Annotated in this window: 22 protein-coding genes; 15 read left to right on the top strand and 7 right to left on the bottom strand. The window is 32.3% G+C overall.

Going from position 1 to position 22731, the window contains the following annotated elements:
* Window positions 1-24: 24 nt before the first annotated feature.
* From AC8GF4_RS08340 to AC8GF4_RS08320, 5 genes are all read right to left on the bottom strand, one after another.
* Window positions 25-1218, bottom strand: a complete 1194-nt coding sequence (locus tag AC8GF4_RS08340) for an alanine dehydrogenase (protein ID WP_506593821.1) — start codon at window positions 1216-1218, stop codon at window positions 25-27.
* A 98-nt stretch (window positions 1219-1316) separates the two neighbouring features.
* A complete protein-coding gene (locus tag AC8GF4_RS08335; protein WP_506593820.1) occupies window positions 1317-1793 on the bottom strand; it encodes a GNAT family N-acetyltransferase in 477 nt (158 codons plus the stop codon).
* Between the two features lie 7 nt (window positions 1794-1800).
* Window positions 1801-2208 carry a tRNA (adenosine(37)-N6)-threonylcarbamoyltransferase complex ATPase subunit type 1 TsaE gene (tsaE, locus tag AC8GF4_RS08330; protein WP_506593819.1) on the bottom strand — a complete coding sequence of 136 codons (408 nt, stop codon included), beginning with the start codon at window positions 2206-2208 and terminating at the stop codon, window positions 1801-1803.
* Window positions 2209-2310: 102 nt separating this feature from the next.
* On the bottom strand, window positions 2311-3864 hold the full coding sequence (porX, locus tag AC8GF4_RS08325) for a T9SS response regulator signal transducer PorX (protein WP_506593818.1): 1554 nt from the start codon (window positions 3862-3864) through the stop codon (window positions 2311-2313).
* Between the two features lie 175 nt (window positions 3865-4039).
* The gene (locus AC8GF4_RS08320) at window positions 4040-5230 is read right to left on the bottom strand and encodes a cytochrome-c peroxidase (RefSeq protein WP_506593817.1); all 1191 of its coding nucleotides are present in this window, start codon (window positions 5228-5230) and stop codon (window positions 4040-4042) included.
* 327 nt (window positions 5231-5557) lie between these two features.
* Here AC8GF4_RS08320 and fabG point away from each other — a divergent pair, with 327 nt between their 5' ends.
* The 6 genes from fabG (at window position 5558) to AC8GF4_RS08290 (ending at window position 11118) form a co-directional block, all read left to right on the top strand.
* Complete coding sequence (gene fabG, locus AC8GF4_RS08315) at window positions 5558-6304, top strand: 3-oxoacyl-[acyl-carrier-protein] reductase (protein WP_506593816.1); 747 nt, start codon at window positions 5558-5560, stop codon at window positions 6302-6304.
* Window positions 6305-6423: 119 nt separating this feature from the next.
* On the top strand, window positions 6424-8451 hold the full coding sequence (locus AC8GF4_RS08310; RefSeq protein ID WP_506593815.1) for a hypothetical protein: 2028 nt from the start codon (window positions 6424-6426) through the stop codon (window positions 8449-8451).
* A 75-nt stretch (window positions 8452-8526) separates the two neighbouring features.
* Window positions 8527-8856 carry a nucleotidyltransferase family protein gene (locus tag AC8GF4_RS08305; protein WP_506593813.1) on the top strand — a complete coding sequence of 110 codons (330 nt, stop codon included), beginning with the start codon at window positions 8527-8529 and terminating at the stop codon, window positions 8854-8856.
* Window positions 8825-9157 carry a HepT-like ribonuclease domain-containing protein gene (locus tag AC8GF4_RS08300; RefSeq protein ID WP_506593811.1) on the top strand — a complete coding sequence of 111 codons (333 nt, stop codon included), beginning with the start codon at window positions 8825-8827 and terminating at the stop codon, window positions 9155-9157. The genes AC8GF4_RS08305 and AC8GF4_RS08300 overlap by 32 nt, the downstream gene beginning before the upstream one ends.
* A gap of 29 nt (window positions 9158-9186) precedes the next feature.
* A complete protein-coding gene (locus tag AC8GF4_RS08295; protein ID WP_506593809.1) occupies window positions 9187-10083 on the top strand; it encodes a LysR family transcriptional regulator in 897 nt (298 codons plus the stop codon).
* 72 nt (window positions 10084-10155) lie between these two features.
* Entirely contained in the window at window positions 10156-11118 is a 963-nt protein-coding gene (locus tag AC8GF4_RS08290; protein WP_506593808.1) for a YeiH family protein, read from the top strand.
* Here AC8GF4_RS08290 and AC8GF4_RS08285 read toward each other — a convergent pair.
* Complete coding sequence (locus AC8GF4_RS08285) at window positions 11115-11846, bottom strand: YoaK family protein (protein ID WP_506593806.1); 732 nt, start codon at window positions 11844-11846, stop codon at window positions 11115-11117. The two genes, AC8GF4_RS08290 and AC8GF4_RS08285, sit on opposite strands and share 4 nt — an antisense overlap.
* A 96-nt stretch (window positions 11847-11942) precedes the next feature.
* Between AC8GF4_RS08285 and AC8GF4_RS08280 the strand changes: the two genes are divergently transcribed.
* Window positions 11943-12947 (top strand): zinc dependent phospholipase C family protein, encoded by a 1005-nt coding sequence (locus AC8GF4_RS08280; protein WP_506593805.1) that lies wholly within the window; start codon window positions 11943-11945, stop codon window positions 12945-12947.
* Between the two features lie 195 nt (window positions 12948-13142).
* On the opposite strand, the gene AC8GF4_RS08275 is transcribed toward AC8GF4_RS08280, so the two are convergent.
* Window positions 13143-15242, bottom strand: a complete 2100-nt coding sequence (locus AC8GF4_RS08275) for an LTA synthase family protein (RefSeq protein WP_506593804.1) — start codon at window positions 15240-15242, stop codon at window positions 13143-13145.
* A 339-nt stretch (window positions 15243-15581) separates the two neighbouring features.
* On the opposite strand from AC8GF4_RS08275, the gene AC8GF4_RS08270 reads away from it, so the two are divergent.
* From AC8GF4_RS08270 to AC8GF4_RS08235, 8 genes are all read left to right on the top strand, one after another.
* Complete coding sequence (locus AC8GF4_RS08270; RefSeq protein WP_506593803.1) at window positions 15582-16580, top strand: cellulase family glycosylhydrolase; 999 nt, start codon at window positions 15582-15584, stop codon at window positions 16578-16580.
* 212 nt (window positions 16581-16792) lie between these two features.
* On the top strand, window positions 16793-17239 hold the full coding sequence (locus AC8GF4_RS08265; protein ID WP_506593801.1) for a QcrA and Rieske domain-containing protein: 447 nt from the start codon (window positions 16793-16795) through the stop codon (window positions 17237-17239).
* A 22-nt stretch (window positions 17240-17261) separates the two neighbouring features.
* Window positions 17262-17696 carry a thioredoxin family protein gene (locus AC8GF4_RS08260; RefSeq protein WP_506593800.1) on the top strand — a complete coding sequence of 145 codons (435 nt, stop codon included), beginning with the start codon at window positions 17262-17264 and terminating at the stop codon, window positions 17694-17696.
* A complete protein-coding gene (locus AC8GF4_RS08255) occupies window positions 17696-18682 on the top strand; it encodes an FAD:protein FMN transferase (RefSeq protein WP_506593799.1) in 987 nt (328 codons plus the stop codon). The genes AC8GF4_RS08260 and AC8GF4_RS08255 overlap by 1 nt, the downstream gene beginning before the upstream one ends.
* 11 nt (window positions 18683-18693) lie before the next feature.
* Window positions 18694-18900 carry a DUF4266 domain-containing protein gene (locus AC8GF4_RS08250; protein WP_506593797.1) on the top strand — a complete coding sequence of 69 codons (207 nt, stop codon included), beginning with the start codon at window positions 18694-18696 and terminating at the stop codon, window positions 18898-18900.
* A 176-nt stretch (window positions 18901-19076) separates the two neighbouring features.
* A complete protein-coding gene (locus tag AC8GF4_RS08245) occupies window positions 19077-20492 on the top strand; it encodes a DUF3570 domain-containing protein (protein WP_506593796.1) in 1416 nt (471 codons plus the stop codon).
* A gap of 119 nt (window positions 20493-20611) precedes the next feature.
* Window positions 20612-21280, top strand: a complete 669-nt coding sequence (locus tag AC8GF4_RS08240; RefSeq protein WP_506593795.1) for a response regulator transcription factor — start codon at window positions 20612-20614, stop codon at window positions 21278-21280.
* A 4-nt stretch (window positions 21281-21284) separates the two neighbouring features.
* Window positions 21285-22661, top strand: a complete 1377-nt coding sequence (locus AC8GF4_RS08235; RefSeq protein ID WP_506593793.1) for a sensor histidine kinase — start codon at window positions 21285-21287, stop codon at window positions 22659-22661.
* Window positions 22662-22731: the final 70 nt, after the last annotated feature.

The following is a 22731-nucleotide window of genomic DNA, read 5'->3' as shown; positions in this document are numbered from 1 at the left end:
CGGCAAAGGTAGTCGAAAGTTTAGTTAAAAAACAATTAAATTAATATCGTTATCGGGTAAATCAAACCAATCTCCAATGGCTTTGTTGGTAAGAATACCGTGATACAAATAGATACCGTTTTTTAGGCCAGCATTGCAGCGAATGGCACTTTCAATTCCACCATCTTCTGCAATTTGTAATAGATAAGGAGTGATTATGTTGCTAATTGAAAGTGATGCTGTTTTGGAATATCGCGAGGGGATATTGGGAACACAATAATGCAATACATTACTCTTAATAAATGTTGGTTTTTCGTGAGTAGTAACTTCAGAAGTTTCAAAACAACCACCTGTATCAATACTTATATCAACAATTACAGCTCCTTTTTTCATATGTTCTACCATAGTTTCAGTGACTACAACGGGACAACGTTCTTTTCCTCTCATAGCTCCAATGGCTACATCGCAACGTCTTAGAGCTTTAAGTAATGATTTTTGTTGTATGGTAGAGGTGAAAATTCTTTGGTTTAAGTTGTTTTGTAAACGACGCAGTTTGGTAATGGAGTTGTCAAAAACTTTTACACTTGCTCCAAGACCAATAGCGGTTTTTGCAGCAAATTCTCCAGCTGTTCCCGCTCCAATTATCACTACTTCGGTTGGTGGAACTCCAGTAATATTACCAAAAAGCAAGCCTTTTCCAAATTCATTGGTAATCATCAATTCGGCAGCAATCAATATAGAAGCTGTTCCTGCAATTTCGCTTAATGATTTAACGGCAGGGTAGGAGCCATCTTCATCTTTTAAATATTCAAAAGCAAGTGCTGTTATTTTTTTTCGAGATAAAGCCTCGAAGTATGATTTTTTTCTAGTTTTTAATTGAATTGCAGATAATACAATCGTTTTTGGTTGCATCATTTCAATTTCAACTACAGTTGGAGGCTCAACTTTTAAAAGCATTGGACAACTAAATACTTTTTTGGTATCTTGAGTTATTTCTGCTCCAGCATCACTGTATTCTTTGTCACTATAACTGGAACTAACTCCTGCTCCAGCTTCAATCATTACCCTATGTCCTTGATAAGTAAGTGAGTTTACTGCATCCGGTGTCAAACAAATACGTCGTTCCTGATAACTAGTCTCTTTTGGAATTCCTATAAATAGTTGGCTTTTGTGTCTAGCAATTTCTAGTTTTTCCTCTTGAGGTAGTAATTGTTCTTTTGTAAATGGACTTATAGACATTGATGTGTTTGTATTAAGTGGTACAATTTACAAAAAAGATTTAAAATTATGATGCAGTTAATGGCGTTCGATTGACAAATAAATTATAAAACGAAAATTTAGTTTATTATTTTTTCCATTTTGATATCAGCTCTTTCGTAAATTCCTTTTTCTACAGGAATTTCAATAAAACCAAAACTTTCGTAAAGGTGTATGGCAGGTTTTAAGATTCTGTTGGAATAAAGTATTAAGGTCGATATTCCTTTTTCTTTAGCAATTGCCAAACAATGAGTCATCAGTTTTTTACCAACTCCCAAACCTTGATTTCCATCAGATACTGCCATTTTTGTCAATTCAAATGTAGAATCGTCTATTTTTAATAAGGAAACTGTTCCTATGATTTTGTCATTATATCGGGCATAAAAAATCATTCCGCCCTTGTCAATTATTTCTCCTTGAGGATCCGAAAGCACTCTTTCGTCTTTGGGTTCTACTTTGAAATATTTGTGAAGCCATTCTAAGTTTAAAATTTTTATAGGTTCTTTCAATTCTATTGAAAATGGAATAATTTCTACTTTATTTGGATCTACATTCATTTTTAAGCTATTTTAAATCTAATAATCGTTCGCCATTTGGAAGCAATTCTATTGAAATTACCGTATGTTGCTCGGGAATTAAGTTCTCGATTTTTTCAGACCATTCTATAAAGCACCAATTGCCGGAATACAAATAATCGTCTACACCCATGTCAAGTGCTTCAGTCTCTTTGTTTAATCGGTAAAAATCAAAGTGATACACAATTTGATTGTTGTTGGTTTGATATTCATTTACAAGAGAAAATGTTGGACTGCTTGTAGCTTCTTCGACTCCAAGAGTTTTGCAAAGCTGTTTGATTAATGTTGTTTTCCCAACACCCATTTCGCCATTAAAAAGGATTACTTTTTGCGGATTTTGTTCAAAAATTTGTTGAGCAACTTTGGCAAGTTGGTCTATAGAAAATGTGATTGTCATTTGTTTTGAATATTCTGTTATGCGTTTTGGGTTATGCGTTTTTTTAGATTTCTTCATAAGCATAATAACTGCTTATTAAAAACGGAACACTGACCACTTCTTTTACTTTGGATTAAAAACCAAAAACGGAATAATCATTTCTTCCAATGATATTCCACCATGTTGATAGCTGTTTTTGTAATAACTTACATAATGATTGTAATTATTGACATAGGCCAAAAACAAATCATTTTTGGCAAAAATATAAGAACTGCTCATATTTATAGCAGGTAAACCAATGAGTTTAGGCTCTTTTACAGCATACACATCTTTTTGCTCATAAGTAAGACTTCTGCCCGTTTTGTATCTTAAATTCAAACTTGTGTTTTTGTCCCCAACCACTTTCGATGGATTTTTTACATTTATTGTCCCATGATCAGTTGTCAGTATTAACTTGAATCCTAGTTTTTGGGCTTGTTGAATGATTTCTAATAGTGGAGAATTTTTGAACCAACTCAATGTTAACGAACGATAGGCTTTGTCATCTGAGGCCAATTCTTTTACCACATCCATTTCGGTTTTGGCGTGGGAAAGCATGTCGACAAAATTGTAAACAATAGTAACCAGATCATTGTCTTTTAAAGATTTAAAACTTTCGGCTAATTTTTTTCCACCTGCCAAGTTGGTGATTTTAAAATAGTCTTGCTTTAAATCCAATCTTAAACGCTTAATTTGAGCAGTCAAAAACTCGGCTTCGTACAAGTTTTTACCTCCTTCTTCTGGATCGTTTTTCCAATATTGCGGAAATTGTTTCTCCATTTCAAGTGGCGTTAACCCAGAGAAAATGGCATTTCTTGCATATTGAGTTGCAGTAGGCAAAATAGCGTAATAAGGAACCTCTTTTTCTAGTTTGTAATAGTTTCCTACTACACTTTCAAAAGATTTCCATTGGTCATACCGCAAATTGTCAATTACAACAAAAAGTACTGGTTTGTCTTTCTTGAGTATTTCAGGAACAACCAATTCTTTGAATAAATCATGAGATTGAACCGGTTTGTCTGCTTTTGGTGCAAACCAATCTTCGTAATTACGTTCGATGAATTTTCCAAATTGAGAATTGGCTTCTACTTTTTGAGATTCTAGAATTTCAATCATTCCTTGGTCGTCAATATTCTCCAGCTCCAATTCCCAAAAAATGAGTTTTTTGTATAATTCGACCCAATCTTCATAGGAATTGACCATTGACATTTCCATTGTGATTTTTCGAAATTCTTTTTGATAATCCAAAGTCGTTTTTTGCGAAATCAATCGGGAATGGTCCAAGTTTTTCTTTAAACTCAACAAAATCTGATTTGGATTTACAGGTTTGATCAAATAATCTGCAATTTTGGAACCAATAGCTTCTTCCATGATATACTCTTCCTCGCTTTTGGTAATCATAATCATTGGAATAGCAGATTTTTTCTCTTTCATTTCCGACAAAGTCTCCAATCCGCTCATTCCTGGCATATTTTCATCTAAAAAAACGATATCAAAATTGTTTTCATCAAAAATATCGATAGCATCGCGACCATTGTTGCAAGTGGTAACGCTATAATTTTTTTTCTCCAGAAATAATATGTGTGGTTTGAGTAAATCGATTTCATCATCAACCCAAAGTATTTTTATGTTGTCCATTTAATTGTAATTTTAGTGCAATTTAATAGTATAGAACTAAAAATATATTAAAAATAGTATAAAGTTGATTAAAAAAAATAAATAGTTTTATTCCAATGTAAACAATTGTATCAGTATTTTATTTGGAATTTGAGAATAGCGTAAAAAAAAGCTCCATTTTGGAGCTTTTAAGACTTTATTGAAATGGAGAAGACCATTTTGAATCGGTATAAATTTTTGTCCCCGACAAGGTTTTGATAAAAGCGGTTAAAGAGTTTACTTCGGTCGCAGTTAAATGTAATTGTTGTCCAAAACCATTGGGCTGCAATCGTGCATCCAAATTTGTATTTCCTGGTGCTAGGTTTATAGCTCCATAATGCCCAATAACGTTTTGTAAAGTAACAAGATTTCCGGTATGCATCATTGGTCTATTTGGCTCACCGTTTGAATTTAACAGATCTCTTAAAGAAGGAGCTCTAGTGTTGGTAATGTCTATTCCAGTGCCGTTTAATACACCTATTATTCCATTGTTTTTGGAGTTTGGATCAATATCAAACTCGGGTGCTGCATGACAAGCGGCACAACCAACGCCACCTGCTGTTCTGTTTCCAGTTGCATCAAAAACTGGAGGACTTAAGAATAAATTTTTTCCTTGGTTTTCTTGTGCTGTAAAATTATTAAAGTTCTGATTTTCATTTACGGCAGTTGCTCTTCCGCTATCATATTTTGAATCAAAAGACTGAATACTTCTGACGAATTGTGCCAAAGCCAATTGAATTTTGGTTTCTGTAATTTCTTCAGATCCGTAAGTGAATTTAAATAATTCTTTGTAATATTCAATGTTTTGAAGTTTGGTAATCAAAGTTGAAATTCCTGCATCTCCATTGGCTCCGCTAAATCCCATTTCGATATGATTTTGAATAGGTTGTGTAGTTTGATTTTCTAAGCTACTAGCTCTTTCATCCCAAAAGAATTTATTTTCAATTGCAAATCTTGAGTTTACCAATCGCATGGAATGTCTCGTAGTAGTACCATTAATACCAATACTTGCAATGGCATCATCCCCAAAAGCATTGGCTTGTTTGTGGCAAGAAGAACATGAGATCGTGTTGTTTGCCGATAAATTTTTATCATAAAAGAGTACTCTTCCTAGAGTAGCTCCTTTATTTGTTATCGGATTTCCATTTGTATTATCTTTTGTAATGTAGTTTGGTATTGACTGATTTTCATAATTGGCCAAGTTGTTTAAATCGATTTTGCCAGTAAATGTTGCAGCTACATTTGGGTAGAGATTTTCAGAAATATCATCAGCAACGGTATCACTTTTTGAACACGAATTAAAAACCATTACAGAAAAGAATAGAACTAAGAATTTGAATTTATCCATAAATAATTTTATTTGAGGTTCGTAGATAATATGTTAACTTTTAATATGACTTTTTAGTTTATAAAAGGTTTAATTGAAATTGTAATTTTTTTCAATCCGTATTTTATTATTATATTTGACCTTTGTAAACTAGCCCTGATAGCAGTGGAAATCCTTTTGTGTTTTTTTTTAAACACAAAAGATTGCAGCGGATAGCAGGAATAGCTCCTAATAAAAAAATAAACTAATTTTAGAATATGAAATGAGCATTACTGTCAATAGGTCGTAAAGAATGAAATAAGTGATGCGAATTACATATGACAAATAAAAAGCAATAAATATTTACACATGAAATTACTAGAAGGAAAAGTTGCCATCATTACTGGCGCAAGTCGTGGAATTGGAAAAGGTATAGCCGAAATTTTCGCAAAAAACGGAGCAAATGTTGCTTTTACATATAGCTCATCTGTAGAGTCTGCTCAGGCTTTAGAAAATGAATTGAATGCTTTGGGAATAAAAGCAAAAGGGTATCAATCTAATGCAGCCGATTTTAATGAAGCTCAAAAATTTGTAGATGCTGTTTTGGCTGATTTCGGAACAGTTGATGTCTTAATAAACAATGCTGGAATCACAAAAGATAATTTGATGATGCGCATGTCTGAGGCTGATTTTGACCAAGTTATCGATGTTAACTTGAAATCGGTTTTCAATATGACCAAAGCGATTCAAAAAACATTTTTGAAACAACGTTCCGGTTCTATTATTAATATGAGTTCTGTGGTTGGAGTAAAAGGAAATGCAGGTCAGACAAATTATGCGGCTTCAAAAGCGGGTGTGATTGGTTTTTCAAAATCTGTAGCGTTGGAATTGGGTTCTCGTAACATTCGTTGTAATGTAATTGCGCCTGGTTTTATTGAAACTGAAATGACGGCAAAATTAAGCGAAGATGTTGTAAAAGGCTGGAGAGAAGGAATTCCGTTGAAACGTGGCGGTTCTACTGAAGATGTTGCCAATGCTTGTTTGTTCTTCGCATCCGATATGAGTGCGTTTGTTACGGGTCAAGTATTAAATGTTTGCGGAGGAATGCTAACTTAAAAAAGTATTCAGTGTTCAGATTTTTAGTATTCAGTTCTGTATTACTAAAAAATCAATGCAAAATTTAAGAACTTTAATTACTGACCACTAAAAAACTGACCACTGATTACTGATAAAATATGACAACAAACACGATTCTATTACTACTACTTTCTTTATTAATAGCGGGTGGTTTGTCGTTTTTTCAATATTTATACAAAGTCAAAAACAAATCAAATGTCGGTTTGTTTTTGACTTTTTTGCGTTTTCTGAGTATTTTTTCGATACTATTGCTATTGATAAACCCAATTATTACAACTAATAAACTCGAAATTATCAAAACGCCATTGCCAATAGTGGTGGATAACTCCAGTTCTATTTCTTTTTTAAATTCTAAAGAAAAAGCTTTAGAACTTGCCCAAAAATTAAATTCTAATAAAGCGCTACAAGAAAAATTTGATGTGCAATCGTATCTTTTTGATGCTGATTTTCGACAATCGGATAGTGTGACTTTTAATGGAACTCAAACCAATTTGGATTTAGTTGCTAAAAATTTGAAGAGCATCTATAAAAATGCATTTTATCCAACGGTAATTATCACTGATGGAAATCAAACTTCTGGGAATGATTATGTCTATAGTTTTGATGAAAATAATAAAGTGTATCCTTTGGTCTTGGGCGATACCACCAAAGTATTGGATTTAAAAATCAATCAGCTGAATGTTAATAAGTATGCTTTTTTAAAGAATAAATTTCCGGTTGAAGTGTTTTTGCAATATTCAGGCGATAAAAGTGTAACCACAAATTTTAGTATTATACAAGGAAATGAAGTTTTGCATAAAGAAAGCGTTTCTTTTTCTCCAACTAAAAAAACAGCAGTCCTAAATGTGCTTTTGCCTGCCAATAAAGTAGGATTGCAAATTTATAAAGCTAAAATTGAATCTAAAGAAAGCGAAAAAAACACCTTCAATAATAGTAAGAACTTTGCTGTTGAAGTCATCGACCAAAAGACAACAGTTGCTATTGTTTCGGCAATAAATCACCCGGATATTGGTGTTTTAAAAAGAGCAATTGAATCCAATTTACAACATAAAGTAATATTGTTGAAACCAAATGAAGTGAAGACCTTGCAGGATTACAATATTCTTATTTTGTATCAGCCAACCACTGCTTTCAAATCGGTTTTTGAAGCAAACCAAAAAGTCAATCTGAATACATTTATCATAACGGGAACAAGCACTGATTTTTCATTTTTAAACCAACAACAAAATAATTTCATTTTTAAGATGAGCGGTCAGGAAGAAGATTATTTGGCGGGTTTTGATTCGCAGTTTAATCTTTTTGCAGTAGATAATTTAGGTTTCGAAAATTTACCGCCATTGCAGAATAATTATGGTTCAATTACCACCAATGGAGAAGTGAATGTATTACTTTCTGCCAAAATCAGAAATATAGATACCAAAGCCCCTTTATTGTCTTTTACGGAGAATCAAGGAAAAAGAGCCGCTTATTTATTTGGAGAAAACAGTTGGAAATGGAGTTTGCAAAGCCATATCGACAATCAGTCTTTTGAAAAATATGATGTTTTTGTCAATAAGATTATACAATATTTGGCTTCCAATAATGCCAAAAAATCATTGGTTGTCAATCACGAAAGCTTCTACAATTCGGGTGAAGCCATCGAAATCACAGCTCAATATTTCAATAAAAATTATGATTTTGATGAAAAAGCACGTTTGACAATTGCAGTGACCAACATCAAAACAAAACAAACCAAGAACTTTGATCTTTTAAAAGGAAATAATACATACAAAGTGAATCTTGACGGACTTTTGGCTGGAAGTTATAATTTTTCGGTAAAAGAATTGAACTCCAAAACTTCGTATTCAGGGCATTTTGAGATTCTGGATTTTGATATTGAAAAACAATTTGTAAATCCAGATGTGCAGAAATTGAAGCAATTGGCGGTTCAAACAAAAGGAAAGGATTTTTATCCGAATCAAATGGATGTACTTATAAAAACATTATTAGAAAACGAGGAATACAAAGCCGTTCAAAAAGATGTTGTAACCAAATCTCCTTTGATTGATTGGAAATGGCTGTTGGTTTTTATTGCTGTTTTTCTTTCTACAGAATGGTTTGTTCGAAAGTATAATGGGATGTTGTAGTGTTTTAGAATAATCAGTGCTTGGTGATTAGTGATGGATAACTTCAAAAAAATAAACTATCTTAGCTTTATGAAAATGAAAGACTCCATACAAATGAAATTAACTGAGTTTTTGGCATTATGCAAAAGTCATAATGTTAAAAATATTTATGCTTTTGGTTCTGCTGTGACTGATAATTTCAATGATGAATCGAGTGATATTGATTTACTAATCGAAATTGACAATGAAGACCCAATCGAGCGTGGAGAAAACTTGATGGATATTTGGGATAAACTCGAAGATTTTTTTCAAAGAAAAGTTGATTTATTGACCAATTCATCTATCAAAAATCCTATTCTCAGAAAAAATATAGACACCACAAAAATTTTACTTTATGACGGAAAAGAGCAAAAAGTATCTTTCTGATGTGTTAATGGCGATACACTTAATTCGCGAATTTACTATTAACATTACAGATTTCAATGTTTATGAAAAGGACAGAAAGACTCAAAGTGCCGTCGAAAGACAATTGGTAATTATTGGTGAAGCCTTAAATAAATTAAGACTTATTGAATCTGGAATTGCAATTGAAAATGACAAACAAATTATTGGCTTTCGGAATCGTTTAGTTCACGCTTATGATAGTATCGATAATTCCATTGTTTGGGCAATTATAAATCGTCATTTAGAAAATTTAAAAACTGAAATCGAGAATTTGCAGAACTAATAAAACTGTTTTCTAAAAAAATACAAATAATGGATTTTAGACTAAAAGTTTTTTTCACTGTCGCAAACCGATTGAGCTTTACCAAAGCGGCTTCCGAGTTATTCATTACGCAACCTGCCATTTCCAAACACATTCAGGAATTGGAAGAAGAGTACAAAATCAAACTTTTTGAAAGAAACGGTTCAAAAATTGCGCTCACCAAGGCAGGTGAAGTGTTGCTAAAGCACACCAAAAATATCTTTGAAATTTATAGGGAAATCGACTTTGATATGAGTACTTTTATCAATGAACGCAAAGGTTTGTTGCGATTGGGTGCTAGTACTACTATTTCACAATATATTATTCCCCCACTTTTGGCCCGTTTTCATCAAAAACTGGAATCCGTGAAAGTAAATTTGCTTAACGGAAATACAGGACAAATTGAAAATGCCTTGCTAAACAAAGAAATTGAAATTGGAATTGTAGAAGGGCAATCCAAAAACCAATCAATAAAATACACTCAATTCATTAGAGATGAGCTGGTTTTGGTCTGTAATTCTAACAATCTATCGGTTAGAAAAAAAGAAATCACCCCAGCCGATCTTAAATCACTCCGGTTTCTTGTTCGCGAACAGGGATCAGGAACACTTGAAGTTATTGAATATGCTTTGAAACCATTCCGTATCAAAATGGAGAACTTACAGATTGAAATGCAATTGGGTAGTACCGAAAGTATAAAATCCTATTTAATGAATTCGAATTGTGTTGCTTTTATGTCAATACATGCAATTGATAAAGAATTGAAAAACAAAGAATTACAAATAATTGATGTCGATAATTTGACAATTGAACGTTATTTCTATATTATTACTTTACAAGGAAAATCCGATTCACTTTCTGAATTATTTATAAAAAACATTTCAAGTTATTATAACCTAAAGTTATAGTGGATTATTTTTAACGATTGGCGTCTATGGGGTTTTATATCGATCTTTGTATTGTTGAAAATGACAAATCAAATGAAAACCCAAAGCGTTAATACCTCAAATTTCCTCAACATCAATACTACAGTACAACAGATTATTTTTGTTTTGTTCCTGCTTCTTTGTTTATTTCCAATTATTTCACTTCCGATAGCCTTGTTGTTGGGTTTAATTGTTGCCAATCTTTTGGGGCATCCTTTTTTACATTTGAATCATAAAGCAACCAATATATTACTGCAGGTTTCGGTAGTAGGACTAGGGTTTGGAATGAATGTGCATAGCGCGGTAGCTGCAGGTAGAGAAGGTTTCTTTTTTACAGTGGGTTCTATTGTGGTGACAATTGCTTTAGGAACATTATTAGGGAAGTGGTTTAAGATTCAAAAGAAAACGTCTCATCTTATTTCTTGCGGAACGGCTATTTGTGGTGGAAGTGCCATTGCTGCTATTGCTCCTGTAATTCAATCGGATGAAAAGCAAACTTCGGTGGCTTTGGGAGTGATTTTTATACTCAACTCGATTGCTTTATTTGTATTTCCTATGGTTGGGCATTGGTTGAATATGTCCCAAAACGATTTTGGTTTGTGGTGTGCTATTGCCATTCACGATACGAGTTCTGTAGTTGGGGCAGCGAACAAATATGGAGCGGAAGCTTTGCAAGTTGCTACCACGGTAAAATTAGCAAGAGCATTATGGATTGTTCCTGTGGCTTTGATTACGGCGTTTGTTTTTAAAAATAAAACCAGCAAACTGAAAATCCCTTATTTTATTGGATTGTTTATTTTGGCAATGATTTGCAACACTTATTTTTCTCCTGTTGCCATTGTAGCTCCCCATTTGGTGTCGATTGCAAAAACAGGTCTTACCGTTACATTGTTTTTGATAGGAGCGGGGTTGAACCGTTCGGTTTTAAAATCAGTTGGATTGTTGCCTTTGCTTCAAGGAGTCTTACTTTGGGTGAGTATTGCGATTGGCACTTTATGGGCAATCTTGTATTTTTAAAATGGCTTTTTCATTCGCTTAATGGCAATTAAATGCAAACGGATGTAATCATAGTAAAATGCAATTAATAGAAAAGCAGCGGCGACAAATAGTGTTTTAAGTGCTAAATGTCCGAATATAAAACCTCCAATAAAACAACCCAAAAAGAAGAATGAAATAATGGATAACCTCAAGTAAATGCTGGTTTTTAGGGATTTTCGTTCTTCTGGTTTTTTATAAAAAAAGAGTTGAGACAATTCAATTCCCAAATCGGTAAAGAGCCCCGTTAAGTGAGTTGTTCTAACGGTTGACTGCGAAATCTTGGTTACTAATGCGTTTTGGATTCCCATTGCGAATAACAGTCCAAAGGCAATCCATTTTCCATTTAAAATATTAAGATCTACTTTCATACCAAATAGTCCCAAAGTGATCAAAATTAGAAATTCAATGGCAATTGCCGGCAAATGAGAAAGTTCTTGTTTTTTTTCGGAAACCAATTCAGCCAAAAAATTGGATGTAAACGCTCCCGCTAAAAAGAATAGTGTATAAATTAAAAAAACAAAGGCGGCTTGATAATCATGCTTGGTTACTTCTTCAGCAAAATAGGCAAAATGACCTGTTACATTTGTGGTCAAAGTTTTTACGGCCAAAACTCCTGTTACATTTACGATTCCGGCTACGAAAGATAATAATATAGCAAGGCGTAAATTGTGTTTGGATGTTCTATTCTTGCCTTGATGTCTAAACATTTTAATTTATTTTCTTTGGATTAACATAAATTTAAACTCAAATTGTTTGAATTATCTTTAAAAAAAATACTTTTGTACTTCAATTAAATAAATATAATGAAAAATTTTAAATTAAAACCTACATTCATTACTTTTTCTGTAATCAGTATTGCTTTTGTAACATTGTCCTGGGGAATTTTTGGTCACGAGCATATCAACAATGCTGCTGTGATGGCATTACCAAAGCCTTTGCAAACTTTTTTTTACAACCATGTTGATTTTATAACCCAAGAATCCACGGTTCCAGATTTACGTAAATACACTTTGCGTGATAAAGCCGAAAATCCTCGTCATTTTATAGATATGGAAAATTTTGGAGCTGTAGATTCAATTCCGCTTCCTTTTGAAGAAGTAAAGAAAAAGTATGATGAGAAGTTTTTATCCAATAATGGAATTTTACCGTGGTACATTCAAGAAACAATGACTAAGCTTACAAAAGCTTTTAAAGACAAAAGAAAGACCGAAATTTTGTTTCTAGCGGGAGATTTAGCTCATTATATTGGTGATGCGCACATGCCTTTGCATACGTCTGCCAATCACGACGGTCAATTGACCAACCAAAAAGGGATCCATTCATTATGGGAATCTCGTCTACCTGAAATGTTTGGTAAAAACTATAATTTTTATACTGGGGAAGCCAAATATATAGATAATGTTGAAAAAGCAACTTGGGATATGATAAAAGACACGCATAGCCAAGTAGAACCTCTTTTGTTGATTGACAGAAATCTGCGAGCAACCTTTACTACTGAGACGATGTTTGACAAGGATGAGAAAGGGAATACTGCCAAAAACAAGTTTGGTGATTTGATTTATTCCAAAGAATATGCTACCCAATTGCATACCGCCTTAAATGGAATGGTGGAAAGCCAAATGCGAAAAGCTATTGTAGTAACTAGCAATTTTTGGTACACTGCTTGGGTAAACGCAGGAAAGCCAAATTTGGATGATTTAGATTCAAAAGAGTTGACTAATCGCAATAAAAAGAATTTGAAAAATGATCTGAAACTTTGGAAAACTGGAAAGCTTTTTGGTTTGGAAAGTGAGAATGATTTTAATTAAGGGGAGCATAATTTAGACACAGATTTCACAAATTATCACAGATTAATTAATGTAAACGGACCTCCATAGTTATCTATCGATTAGTTGTAGAAATTGTTTCAATAATAATATTGATTTTTTTATAAAAAAGCCTTTAAATTTAAACGTTTACAGGCTTTTTTGTATTTCTAAGAATTGAAGTTTGAACTGTGAAGTTTATTTCAACTTTTGATATTTCTTCTTCTTCAATACATCCGAAGCGGTTTGATAAAACGAGATGGTTTCGTTTACAAGATCCGTTCTTTCTTTGTTTAATGGAACTTGGTCGTAGTGGATTTGGTATTCCGAGGGTACTTTTTGATCTGGTTTTAAGGTTAATTGATACTGTTTTACTATTTGTTTTGGAGAAAGTATAGTCAAGACATTGTCTTTTATCAATCCTAAATCATCATAAGTTGCTATTAATGCTCTTGGATTATAATCGGATTTTAAAACATCCTGTCCGTAAAATTTACTTTGGTAATTAAAATTCAATAATCCAAAAAGGGTAGGCATTACGTCTATTTGAGACATTACATTCGAATACTTTTGGGGCTGAATAAATCCAGGGCTGTAAATCATAGCTGGAATTCTATATTTGTCCACGGGAAGTTCTGTTTTTCCAGCACTTGAAGCGCAATGATCGGCAAGAATAACGAATACGGTATTTTTGAACCAAGATTGTTTGCTAGCCATTTCAAAGAATTTTTTCAAAGCATAATCAGTATATTTCACACCACCATCACGAGATTTGGCATCTCCAGGAATATCAATTTTGTTGTTTGGATAGGTAAAAGGACGGTGATTACTCACAGTCATCCAATGATTGAAGAATGGCTTGCCAGTTTTGGCCTGATCATTCATCACTTTTATGGCTTTGTTGGCCATATCTTCGTCACAAACTCCCCAAATATTGGCAAATGTAATTTCTTCGGCTGTAAATGATTTTTTATCGACAATGTCATAACCGTTACCAATAAAGAAGTCTTCCATATTGTCGAAAAAGGCATCTCCGCCATATAAAAATTTGACATCATATCCTTTTTGTTTAAAAAGAGCTCCAGTAGAAAACTTGTCTTTATTGTCTTTTCGTTTTACCATACTTTCTCCAGCTGTAGGAGGGAAGCATAAAGTTACGGCTTCAAGACCACGAACAGTTCTATTCCCAACGGCATACAAATTGGTAAACAACAAACTTTTTTGAGCCAGATCGTCTAGAAATGGAGTAATGTTTTGCTCATTACCATACATTTTCATAAAATCGGCGCTGTAACTTTCTATAGTAATTAAAACTACATTTTTTGGAGTTTCCGCAGTATCACTTTTGATGTCTCTTAAAGTCGAAACACCAGTTATAGAGGGAATCTGTTTTCCTAATAAAGCAAAAGCTTCATTTTCGGGTAGCGTTTTATAAAATTTAAAATAATCCAATTCATTATTGACAAAGGCCAAATAGAAACGATACATTCCGTTGGCTTGCAGTTCATTGGCAAACACATTATGAGAGTTTTCTTTTTTGGCTAAATAAGGAATTGCCAATAAAGAAATGCCAAATAAAGCTAGATAAATTCCAGTAATTTTTAATTTTTCTATAAAAGTTGGTATGATTTCAATGTAGTTTTTGGTTCTCTTTATAATAAAATAAGTTACAATTCCCGCTATTAGAAATAAACCTGAAAACAACGGAATTACAGGATATGATTCCATAATGTTTCCGATAACCTCATTGGTGTAAACCAAGTAATTTACGGCTATGAAATTGTATTTAACGCCAAATTCATTCCAAAAGAAATATTCACTTATTCCGTTTTGAAGAATAAGAACAACGTATAAAAACATCACAAAAGTAAAGAGCCAAAATCTGATTAGGCTTCTATATTTTGGTAAAAAAAGCAAAAGACCAAAAAGTAAAGTCTTGATACCAACAAAAATTAAACCAATTTTGGGTAAAGCGCCACCGTATTCGTTTAGAATTGTTTTTCCAGAAGCAACATAAAGGAACAGCGCTACTAATAAACCAAAAATGATGTAGCCATAGGGTTTGTAATATTTTGAATTGGATATAAAAATAAGATACAACCATAAAAAACTTGTTGCTATTACAAATACAAAGCCATCTGAAATCAAACCAATTGTAAAGATTTTTAAACTATCTATAAAAACAAAAGAGGTTTGAGTTATGGGATGAAATACCAAAACCATTCGCAAAACGAAACTGATAAGGATGTAAAAAAGTGCAAGATTATAAAAAGGAGAAAACTTTTTAAATAGATTCATGATTTATTTTTTTAGCAAAGTTACATTGAGATACAAAGAATGAATCTTAAAGTTATCTTAAGACATGTTTTCAATGTGATATGAAGTATTTTTAAAAAAAACGTATTGAATAGCTATTAGAGGTGAATTTAATTATATTCTTAATTAATGCTAAAAAAATATAAAGTATAAAATTTTAACCATAAAAAAAACATAATTATTATAATTTAATCATTTGTTTATAAAATAGTATTACATATTGATGATTTATTATTATAAATTTTCTTATAAAATATTAAAATTTGCAATGAAAGTTTCTTGGTATTCAGGAAATTATAAAATAACCAAATCTGTACCATTATGAAAAAAATGAAATTAAATTTTAAAAAGTCTAAAGAAAGCATCACATTTTTAATGTTAATTGGATTATTATTTATGACAAGTTGTGAAAAATCGAATCCTAATGAAGAATCAGTAGTAACAACAGAAGTTTTAACGGGTACTAAAGGGTTAACATCAAGAACAGCTTCTACTGCCGGAGAAATTGGGAATGGAGTAAACTTGCAACCTTCTTATTATAATGGTGGGAATTGTGATTTAGGATGGACTTTGATAAAAGAAAATGCAAAAATTAAGTCCGTGCGTATTGAAGTAGAACCTGGACAAGAAACAAATGCCAAACGTTGGATTGCGGAAGCGAAATTAAAAGGTTTTCAAGTTATTGTTACCTATCATAAATCATCAGTTTTGGGTTCAGACAGTGCTTCAGAATTATTGGCAGCAGGAACTTGGTGGAAAAATAACTACAGTTCCCTTGGTGGAGGTTTTATTGTTAATTTGATGAATGAGTGGGGGAGTCATAATATATCTGCTTCGGCCTATGCCACTGCTTATAATGCTGCAATTGCTGAAGTTCGTAAAGTGTATAGTGGTAGTATTATTATTGATATTCCAGGTTGGGGACAAGAAACAGCAACTGCAGCTTGTGCAGTAAAAGGTTGTACTACTGGGCAAACCAAAATAACAGACACCAAAATTATTCTTTCAGCACACATATACCCGGGAGCATACAATCAAGCCAAAGGGCGATATATGATCAAATCAGATTTAGATGATTTAGCTTCTTCAGGAAGAGCTTGTATTTTGGGTGAGTTTGGAAGTATTGGCGGTTCTGGTGCCGATTGGTCTGGTATTGTTGATTATGCAAAAATTAAAGGTTGGACAGTAATTGGTTGGGCATGGGCAGGAGATGGAATCGGAATGAATATGATAACACCTCAGTTCCAATCCTATGTAAGCGGGATGCCTAAAACATATACAAAAACGAGTTACTTTAATACAGTTTATAGTAAGTTGTAATAGTCAATATTGTTTTTTTTTTTAATAATTTGTAACAGTTTAAGGTTTTTAAAAAAACTTTAGACTGTTTTTTTTTGGTCAAAAAGTATAATCATTCTTAAGACCAGATTCTTAAATTTGACTTAAGACATTTTTAATTCTACAATTTTAAGGTTTTTTTTGAGTTAAATTTGTGCATTAAATTTTGTATTTTTATAAAAAATATAAAAATTATGAACAGAAAAGAGTTTTTTGCTAGAGTAGGATTTGGAGCAGCAGCTGTACTAGTGCCAGCTTGTATTGTCGGAGTAGTTTCCAGTTGCAGTAGTGATTCTTCAGATGCTGGTTCTTCACCAGGACCAACGCCAACACCTCCACCTTCTGGAGTAGATTTTAATTTGGATGTAAGTACAGGATCATTAGCAACCAATGGCGGATTTCTTGTCACCAATGCAATTATAGTAGCTAGAACCTTAACAGGGGAGTTTTTAGCAGTTTCTTCATCTTGTCCGCATGAAGGGACGAATGTTAATTACAGTTCATCAGGAAATAATTTTGTTTGTCCAAATCATAATTCGCAATTCACAAATAAAGGAGTTGTTACTCAAGGGCCAGCTAAGTCCAATTTAAAAGAATACAAAACAGCATTGAACGGAAATACATTAAGAGTTTTTTCTTAGTTTAAAATTATAATGTTAAAAAATGAAACCTATAATCACCTTCTTTTTATTAATTGTTGTTAGTTTTGGATATTCTCAAAATTGGAAAACCAATTTTGAAGATGTAAAAGTCAAAGCAGAAAAGGAAAATAAAAACATTTTACTGGTTTTTTCAGGCTCAGATTGGTGTGGACCTTGTATAAAATTGGACAAAGTGGTTTGGAAATCTCCAGAATTTCAGGCAGAAGCTGATAAAAGCTGGGTAATTTACAAAGCAGATTTTCCAAAGAAAAAAGTCAATCAGCTATCGTCAGAATTGACAGAAAGCAATAATAAGTTGGCTGAAAAATACAACAAAAACGGCAGTTTTCCATTGGTGTTGCTTTTGGATAAAAAAGGAAAAGTACTTGGTATGACTGGTTTCAAAAACGTAACAGCAACAGATTATATTAAACTAATTCATTCTTTCGAAAAATAATGAAAAAAATACTATCCATTTTTTTTCTATTCTTAGCATACTCATCCTTAGCACAGATAACCCATAAACGAAAATTATCGATGTTGGGCAGTCCTTTTGAAATAACTGTTGTTGCCAAAGATACTATCGAAGGCAATAGTTACATCAATATGGCCGTTGGTGAAGTAAAAAGAATTGAAAATGAAATTTCGGATTGGATTCCAACAACTCCAATTTCTGAAGTGAGCAGAAACGCTGGAATAAAACCTGTAAAAGTACCTCTTGAAGTATTTGAGTTGGTCGAAAGAGCGATTAAAGTTTCAGAATTGACTTCGGGAGCCTTTGATATTTCGTATGCTTCAATGGATAAGATTTGGAAGTTTGATGGTTCTATGAAAGTGATGCCAACTCCTGAAGCAATAAAAAAATCTGTTGAAAAAATTGGTTACAAGAATATTATTTTAGACAAAAAAGAACATTCCATTTTTCTTAAAATGGAAGGAATGAAATTAGGTCTTGGCGGAATAGGTCAAGGTTATATTGCCGATAAAATTCACGTTTTGTTGTTTTCTAAAGGTTGTAATTCGGGATTGGTAAACGTTTCTGGAGATATATTTGCATGGGGGAAGCAACTTGATGGAAAACCTTGGACAGTAGGGATTGTAAATCCTATGAATAAAAATAAAATATTCGCCACATTTCCATTAGAAAATAGCGCTGTAGAAACCTCTGGTAGTTATGAAAAGTTTGTCATTTTTGATGGAAAAAGGTATTCACACATTATAGATCCAAGAACAGGTTATCCAGCAATGGGAGTGGTAAGTGTTTCAGTATTTGCCAAACAAACTGAGATTGCAGATGCTTTGGCAACTGGAATTTTTGTTCTAGGTGTAGAAGTTGGTTTGGATTTAGTCAATCAGCTCAAAGGAATTGAATGCATTATTGTTGATGATAAAGGAAAAATCTTTACATCAAAAGGGATAGATATTAAAAAATACAGTAATTAATAAGAAGAAACATGAAAAAAATAATAGCAATTGTTGCATTAATAGTGTTGCAATCTTGTGATACTGTAAAAGAATATCAAAAAGTAAACATTAATGATCCCGAAATGAAGTTAACTGCAAAAAATGCAGAAAGGTATGAAACTACTTTTCAGGTGTATAGAGAAGCAGCGGCTGGTGCCAATGGAGGAAAATCGGGTGGTGGTTGTGGTTGTAATTAGTTTTTTTTTAAAGTTGCTAAGATGCTGAGTTTCTACGTGTCAAAGCTTTTAGTTTATAGTTTTAAAAAAAAATAAGAATTATTCTAAAAATAGCGAATTAATTTCCTTACGTATCGAAAAACATAGGCCTTACTTAGAATCTTAAAAAACTTTTTTACCAAATAAAATTACAAAAAATGAAAATTTTAAAAGTTGTATTTCTTTTTTTTCTCTTCAGTTTCGTTTCTTTTAGCCAAGAAAAAGATTCTACGGTTGTATTTAAAAAGAGAGTTTTAGAAAGTACCGAAGTTGATTTTTTGGCCAGTTATTATGATCAGGACGGAACTCATTCTGCCGTTTCGGGTGGTATTGGTTCTGAAAAACTAGATGATATAGCTGTAAATATTATTGTTGCAATGCCGCTAAATGATGATGATGTCTTAACAATTGATTTGGGTTTGTCTGCCTACACTTCTGCATCATCTAGTAATATAAATCCTTTTAATTCTACTTCTGGAGCATCGAGTGGAAGTGCATCAAATGGTTCTGGTCCAACTCCTTGGCAAGCCTCTTCTGGTGCCTCTGGAAATGATGAATTGAAGTCAGTTGTAGCCAATTATACACACAATAGTGATGATCGAAATATTATTTGGAATGCCGATGTTTCTTTTTCAAGTGAATATGATTATACATCAGTTGGTTTTGGAGGTGGAGTTTCTAAACTATTTAACGAAAAAAACACAGAAATTTCAATAAAAGCAAATGCGTACTTAGATCAGTGGCAGCCTATTTATCCATCAGAACTTATAGAATATGAGCTTTATGGATCTAATTTTCAAAATCAAGGGTATTTTTTTAATGTAACAATTTTTGATCAAAATGGTCAACCTAGTAAAACTTATTTGCCTTCAAAATTTGCAACTGTTACAACTGTTAATAGAAACTCCTATTCTGCTTCTTTTGCTTTTTCACAAGTGGTAACAAAAAAATTCCAGTTTTCGCTATTTTTTGATGTTTTGCAACAACAAGGATTATTATCTTCACCCTATCATAGAATGTATTTTGCTGACAAACCAAATTATTATGTAGGTTTGCCTGAATTTATAAATCAATACACGAGTTCAAGTAATAATGGGGTTTATCAATTGGCAGATGATATCGAAAGGTTACCAGATAATCGATTTAAGTTACCTATAGGCGGACGATTTAATTATTACATTAATGAACGTTTTATTGTAAGAACTTATTACAGATATTATATGGATGATTGGGATTTGTCGGCTCATACTTTCAATGTTGAACTTCCTGTTAAAATTTCGGATAAATTTACGGTTTTCCCTATGTACCGTTTTTATACGCAAACGGAATCCAAATATTTTGCTCCTTTTGAAACTCATTTGTCAACAGAAGAATTCTATACTTCGGATTATGATTTGTCAACCTTTTCAGCAAATCAATACGGATTTGGAGTTTCTTATACCGATTTGTTTACTTCAGCAAAAATTTTCAAATTTGGTATGAAAAACATAGATTTCAGGTTTAATCATTATGTAAGGAGTGATGGTTTGATAGCAAATATTGGTACAATTGGTTTTAAATTTGTTTTACAGTAAAAATGAAATGAGTATGACTTAAAACTGGTTGCAAAAGCCAATGTTGATATGCGACCCGAGCGAAATCAAATAGGCAAAGCATTTACATTTGACCACTAAATAACAATAAAAATCTGCATATGAAAATCCTAATTGTTGAAGACGAAATAGGAATTGCCAATTTTCTAAAACAAGGATTGGAAGAGGAAGGATACGATGTTGTGGTTGCCAATGATGGGAAGGTAGGTCTTGAATTGGCCAAAACCCAAAAAGTTGATATCATTTTATTGGATTGGATTTTGCCTCAAATACATGGAATTGATGTCTGTAGAGAAATTCGAAAAACAGATTCAAAAACACCAATTTTGTTTTTGACTGCCAAAGATACCATTCAAGAAACTATTGAAGGTTTGAAAGCTGGCGCCAATGATTACATCAAAAAACCTTTTAGCTTTGATGAATTGGTGGAGCGAATAAAAATTCATTTTCGAAAGGATGATCAAGATAATTTACTTACACTTGGTAGAATTAAAATTATTCCTTCCAAGCACCAAGTAACAGTGAATGAGAAAGAAGTTTCTCTTACTCAAAGGGAATATGAATTGCTTAATTACTTGATTAAAAATAAGGGTAAAGTATGTACTAGAAATGAAATTATTACTGATGTTTGGGATATTCATTTTGAATATGATACAGGTGTAATTGATGTTTTTATGAATGCTATTCGAAAAAAACTCAACTTGAACAAAGAAGAAGATCTTATAAAAACCATTCGAGGAGTTGGCTATATTGCAAATGATATAAATTAAATTAATGTTTTCATTCTCGTATAAAAATAGAATTGCTTTTAATTATATTTTAAGTACAGCATTATTGATTTCGGTAGTGTTTTGTTTTATATATAAAATTACTTCCTATAGTATTAACAAACATATCAACGAAGATATTTTGCAAGAATCAGTTGAATATCATAAAGATATTGAAATTGATAGCAATAATGCTTATTTAATTCAAGTCAATCAATGGAAAGAACGAGATAATAATAGGATTAATGTAAATCCTGTATTTGTTCAGTTTTTAGACAACAATAATAAATTGATTGATAAGTCTCCTAATCTTCTGGGCTTTCAATTGCAATTGAATAAAGTCAATTATGACAATCAATTTGTAGATGCCTTTTTGAATAAAAAGCCAATCCGCCAAATACAAGTTCCGATTTTTAATAAAAATCAAAGAGTGGGTTATATTTTTGTAGCAATGTCCCTGGATGAGGCTACTTTAATATTAACTAATCTTAGAAATACTCTTTTTGTAGCTTTTCCATTAATTTTACTACTCTTGTTTTTTATTGCAAGACTTATTGCTGGCAGGAGTATAAAACCGGTAACTTTAATAACCCAAACTTCAAGCAAAATAACAAAAGACAACTTAAAAGATCGAATTATTTTGCCACATAACAAAGATGAGCTCTATCTGCTTTCCAAAACCATTAATGATTTATTGGATCGAATAGGAAATGCAGTAGAAAGAGAAAAACAGTTTACTTCTGATGCTTCTCACGAATTAAGAACTCCATTAACCGTTTTAAAAGGAACGCTAGAAGTATTGATCCGTAAGCCAAGAACACAAGGGGAATATGAAGAAAAAATAAATTTTAGTATTTCAGAAGTGAATCGATTGAATAATCTAGTAGATCAATTGCTTTTATTGGCTCGTTTTGAAAATCAAAAGAAAAGTTTGCGAATAGAAAAAGTATATTTAAATGCTATAATTCTCGATGTACTTGCTTTATATTCTAGTAAAATAATTGATAAAAAAATTGATATTTTATATGAATTTTCGAATGATTATTTTGTCAAATCCGATAATTATCTGGTGTCCATAATTGTAAGTAATGTCATTTCAAATGCTATTAAATATTCCAATCCGAAAGGAAAAATTTCAATAAATATCTCCAAAAGTGGATCAAAAACTATTTGTTCTATATCCGATAACGGAATTGGAATTGCACCAGAAGATTTAGACAAAATTCTAAATCCGTTTTTTAGATCCAATCCAACACTGCATCCCGAAATTAAAGGATCTGGTTTAGGACTTTCAATTGTAGAAAAAATAACACAATTGCTTACTATTGAATTTAAAATAAAGAGCGAATTAAATAAAGGCACTCAAGTCTTTTTTGTATTTTGAAAATGTACATTTGGAAAAGGACAAGTGAATTAAGCCAATTTTAAAGATTAAATTAAAAGAACATAAGAGA

The sequence above is a fragment of the Flavobacterium rarum (SeqCode) genome, from assembly GCF_965234445.1.
GTDB classification, from domain to species: Bacteria; Bacteroidota; Bacteroidia; order Flavobacteriales; family Flavobacteriaceae; genus Flavobacterium; species Flavobacterium rarum.
This window is presented reverse-complemented; position numbering and strand designations above follow the sequence as displayed.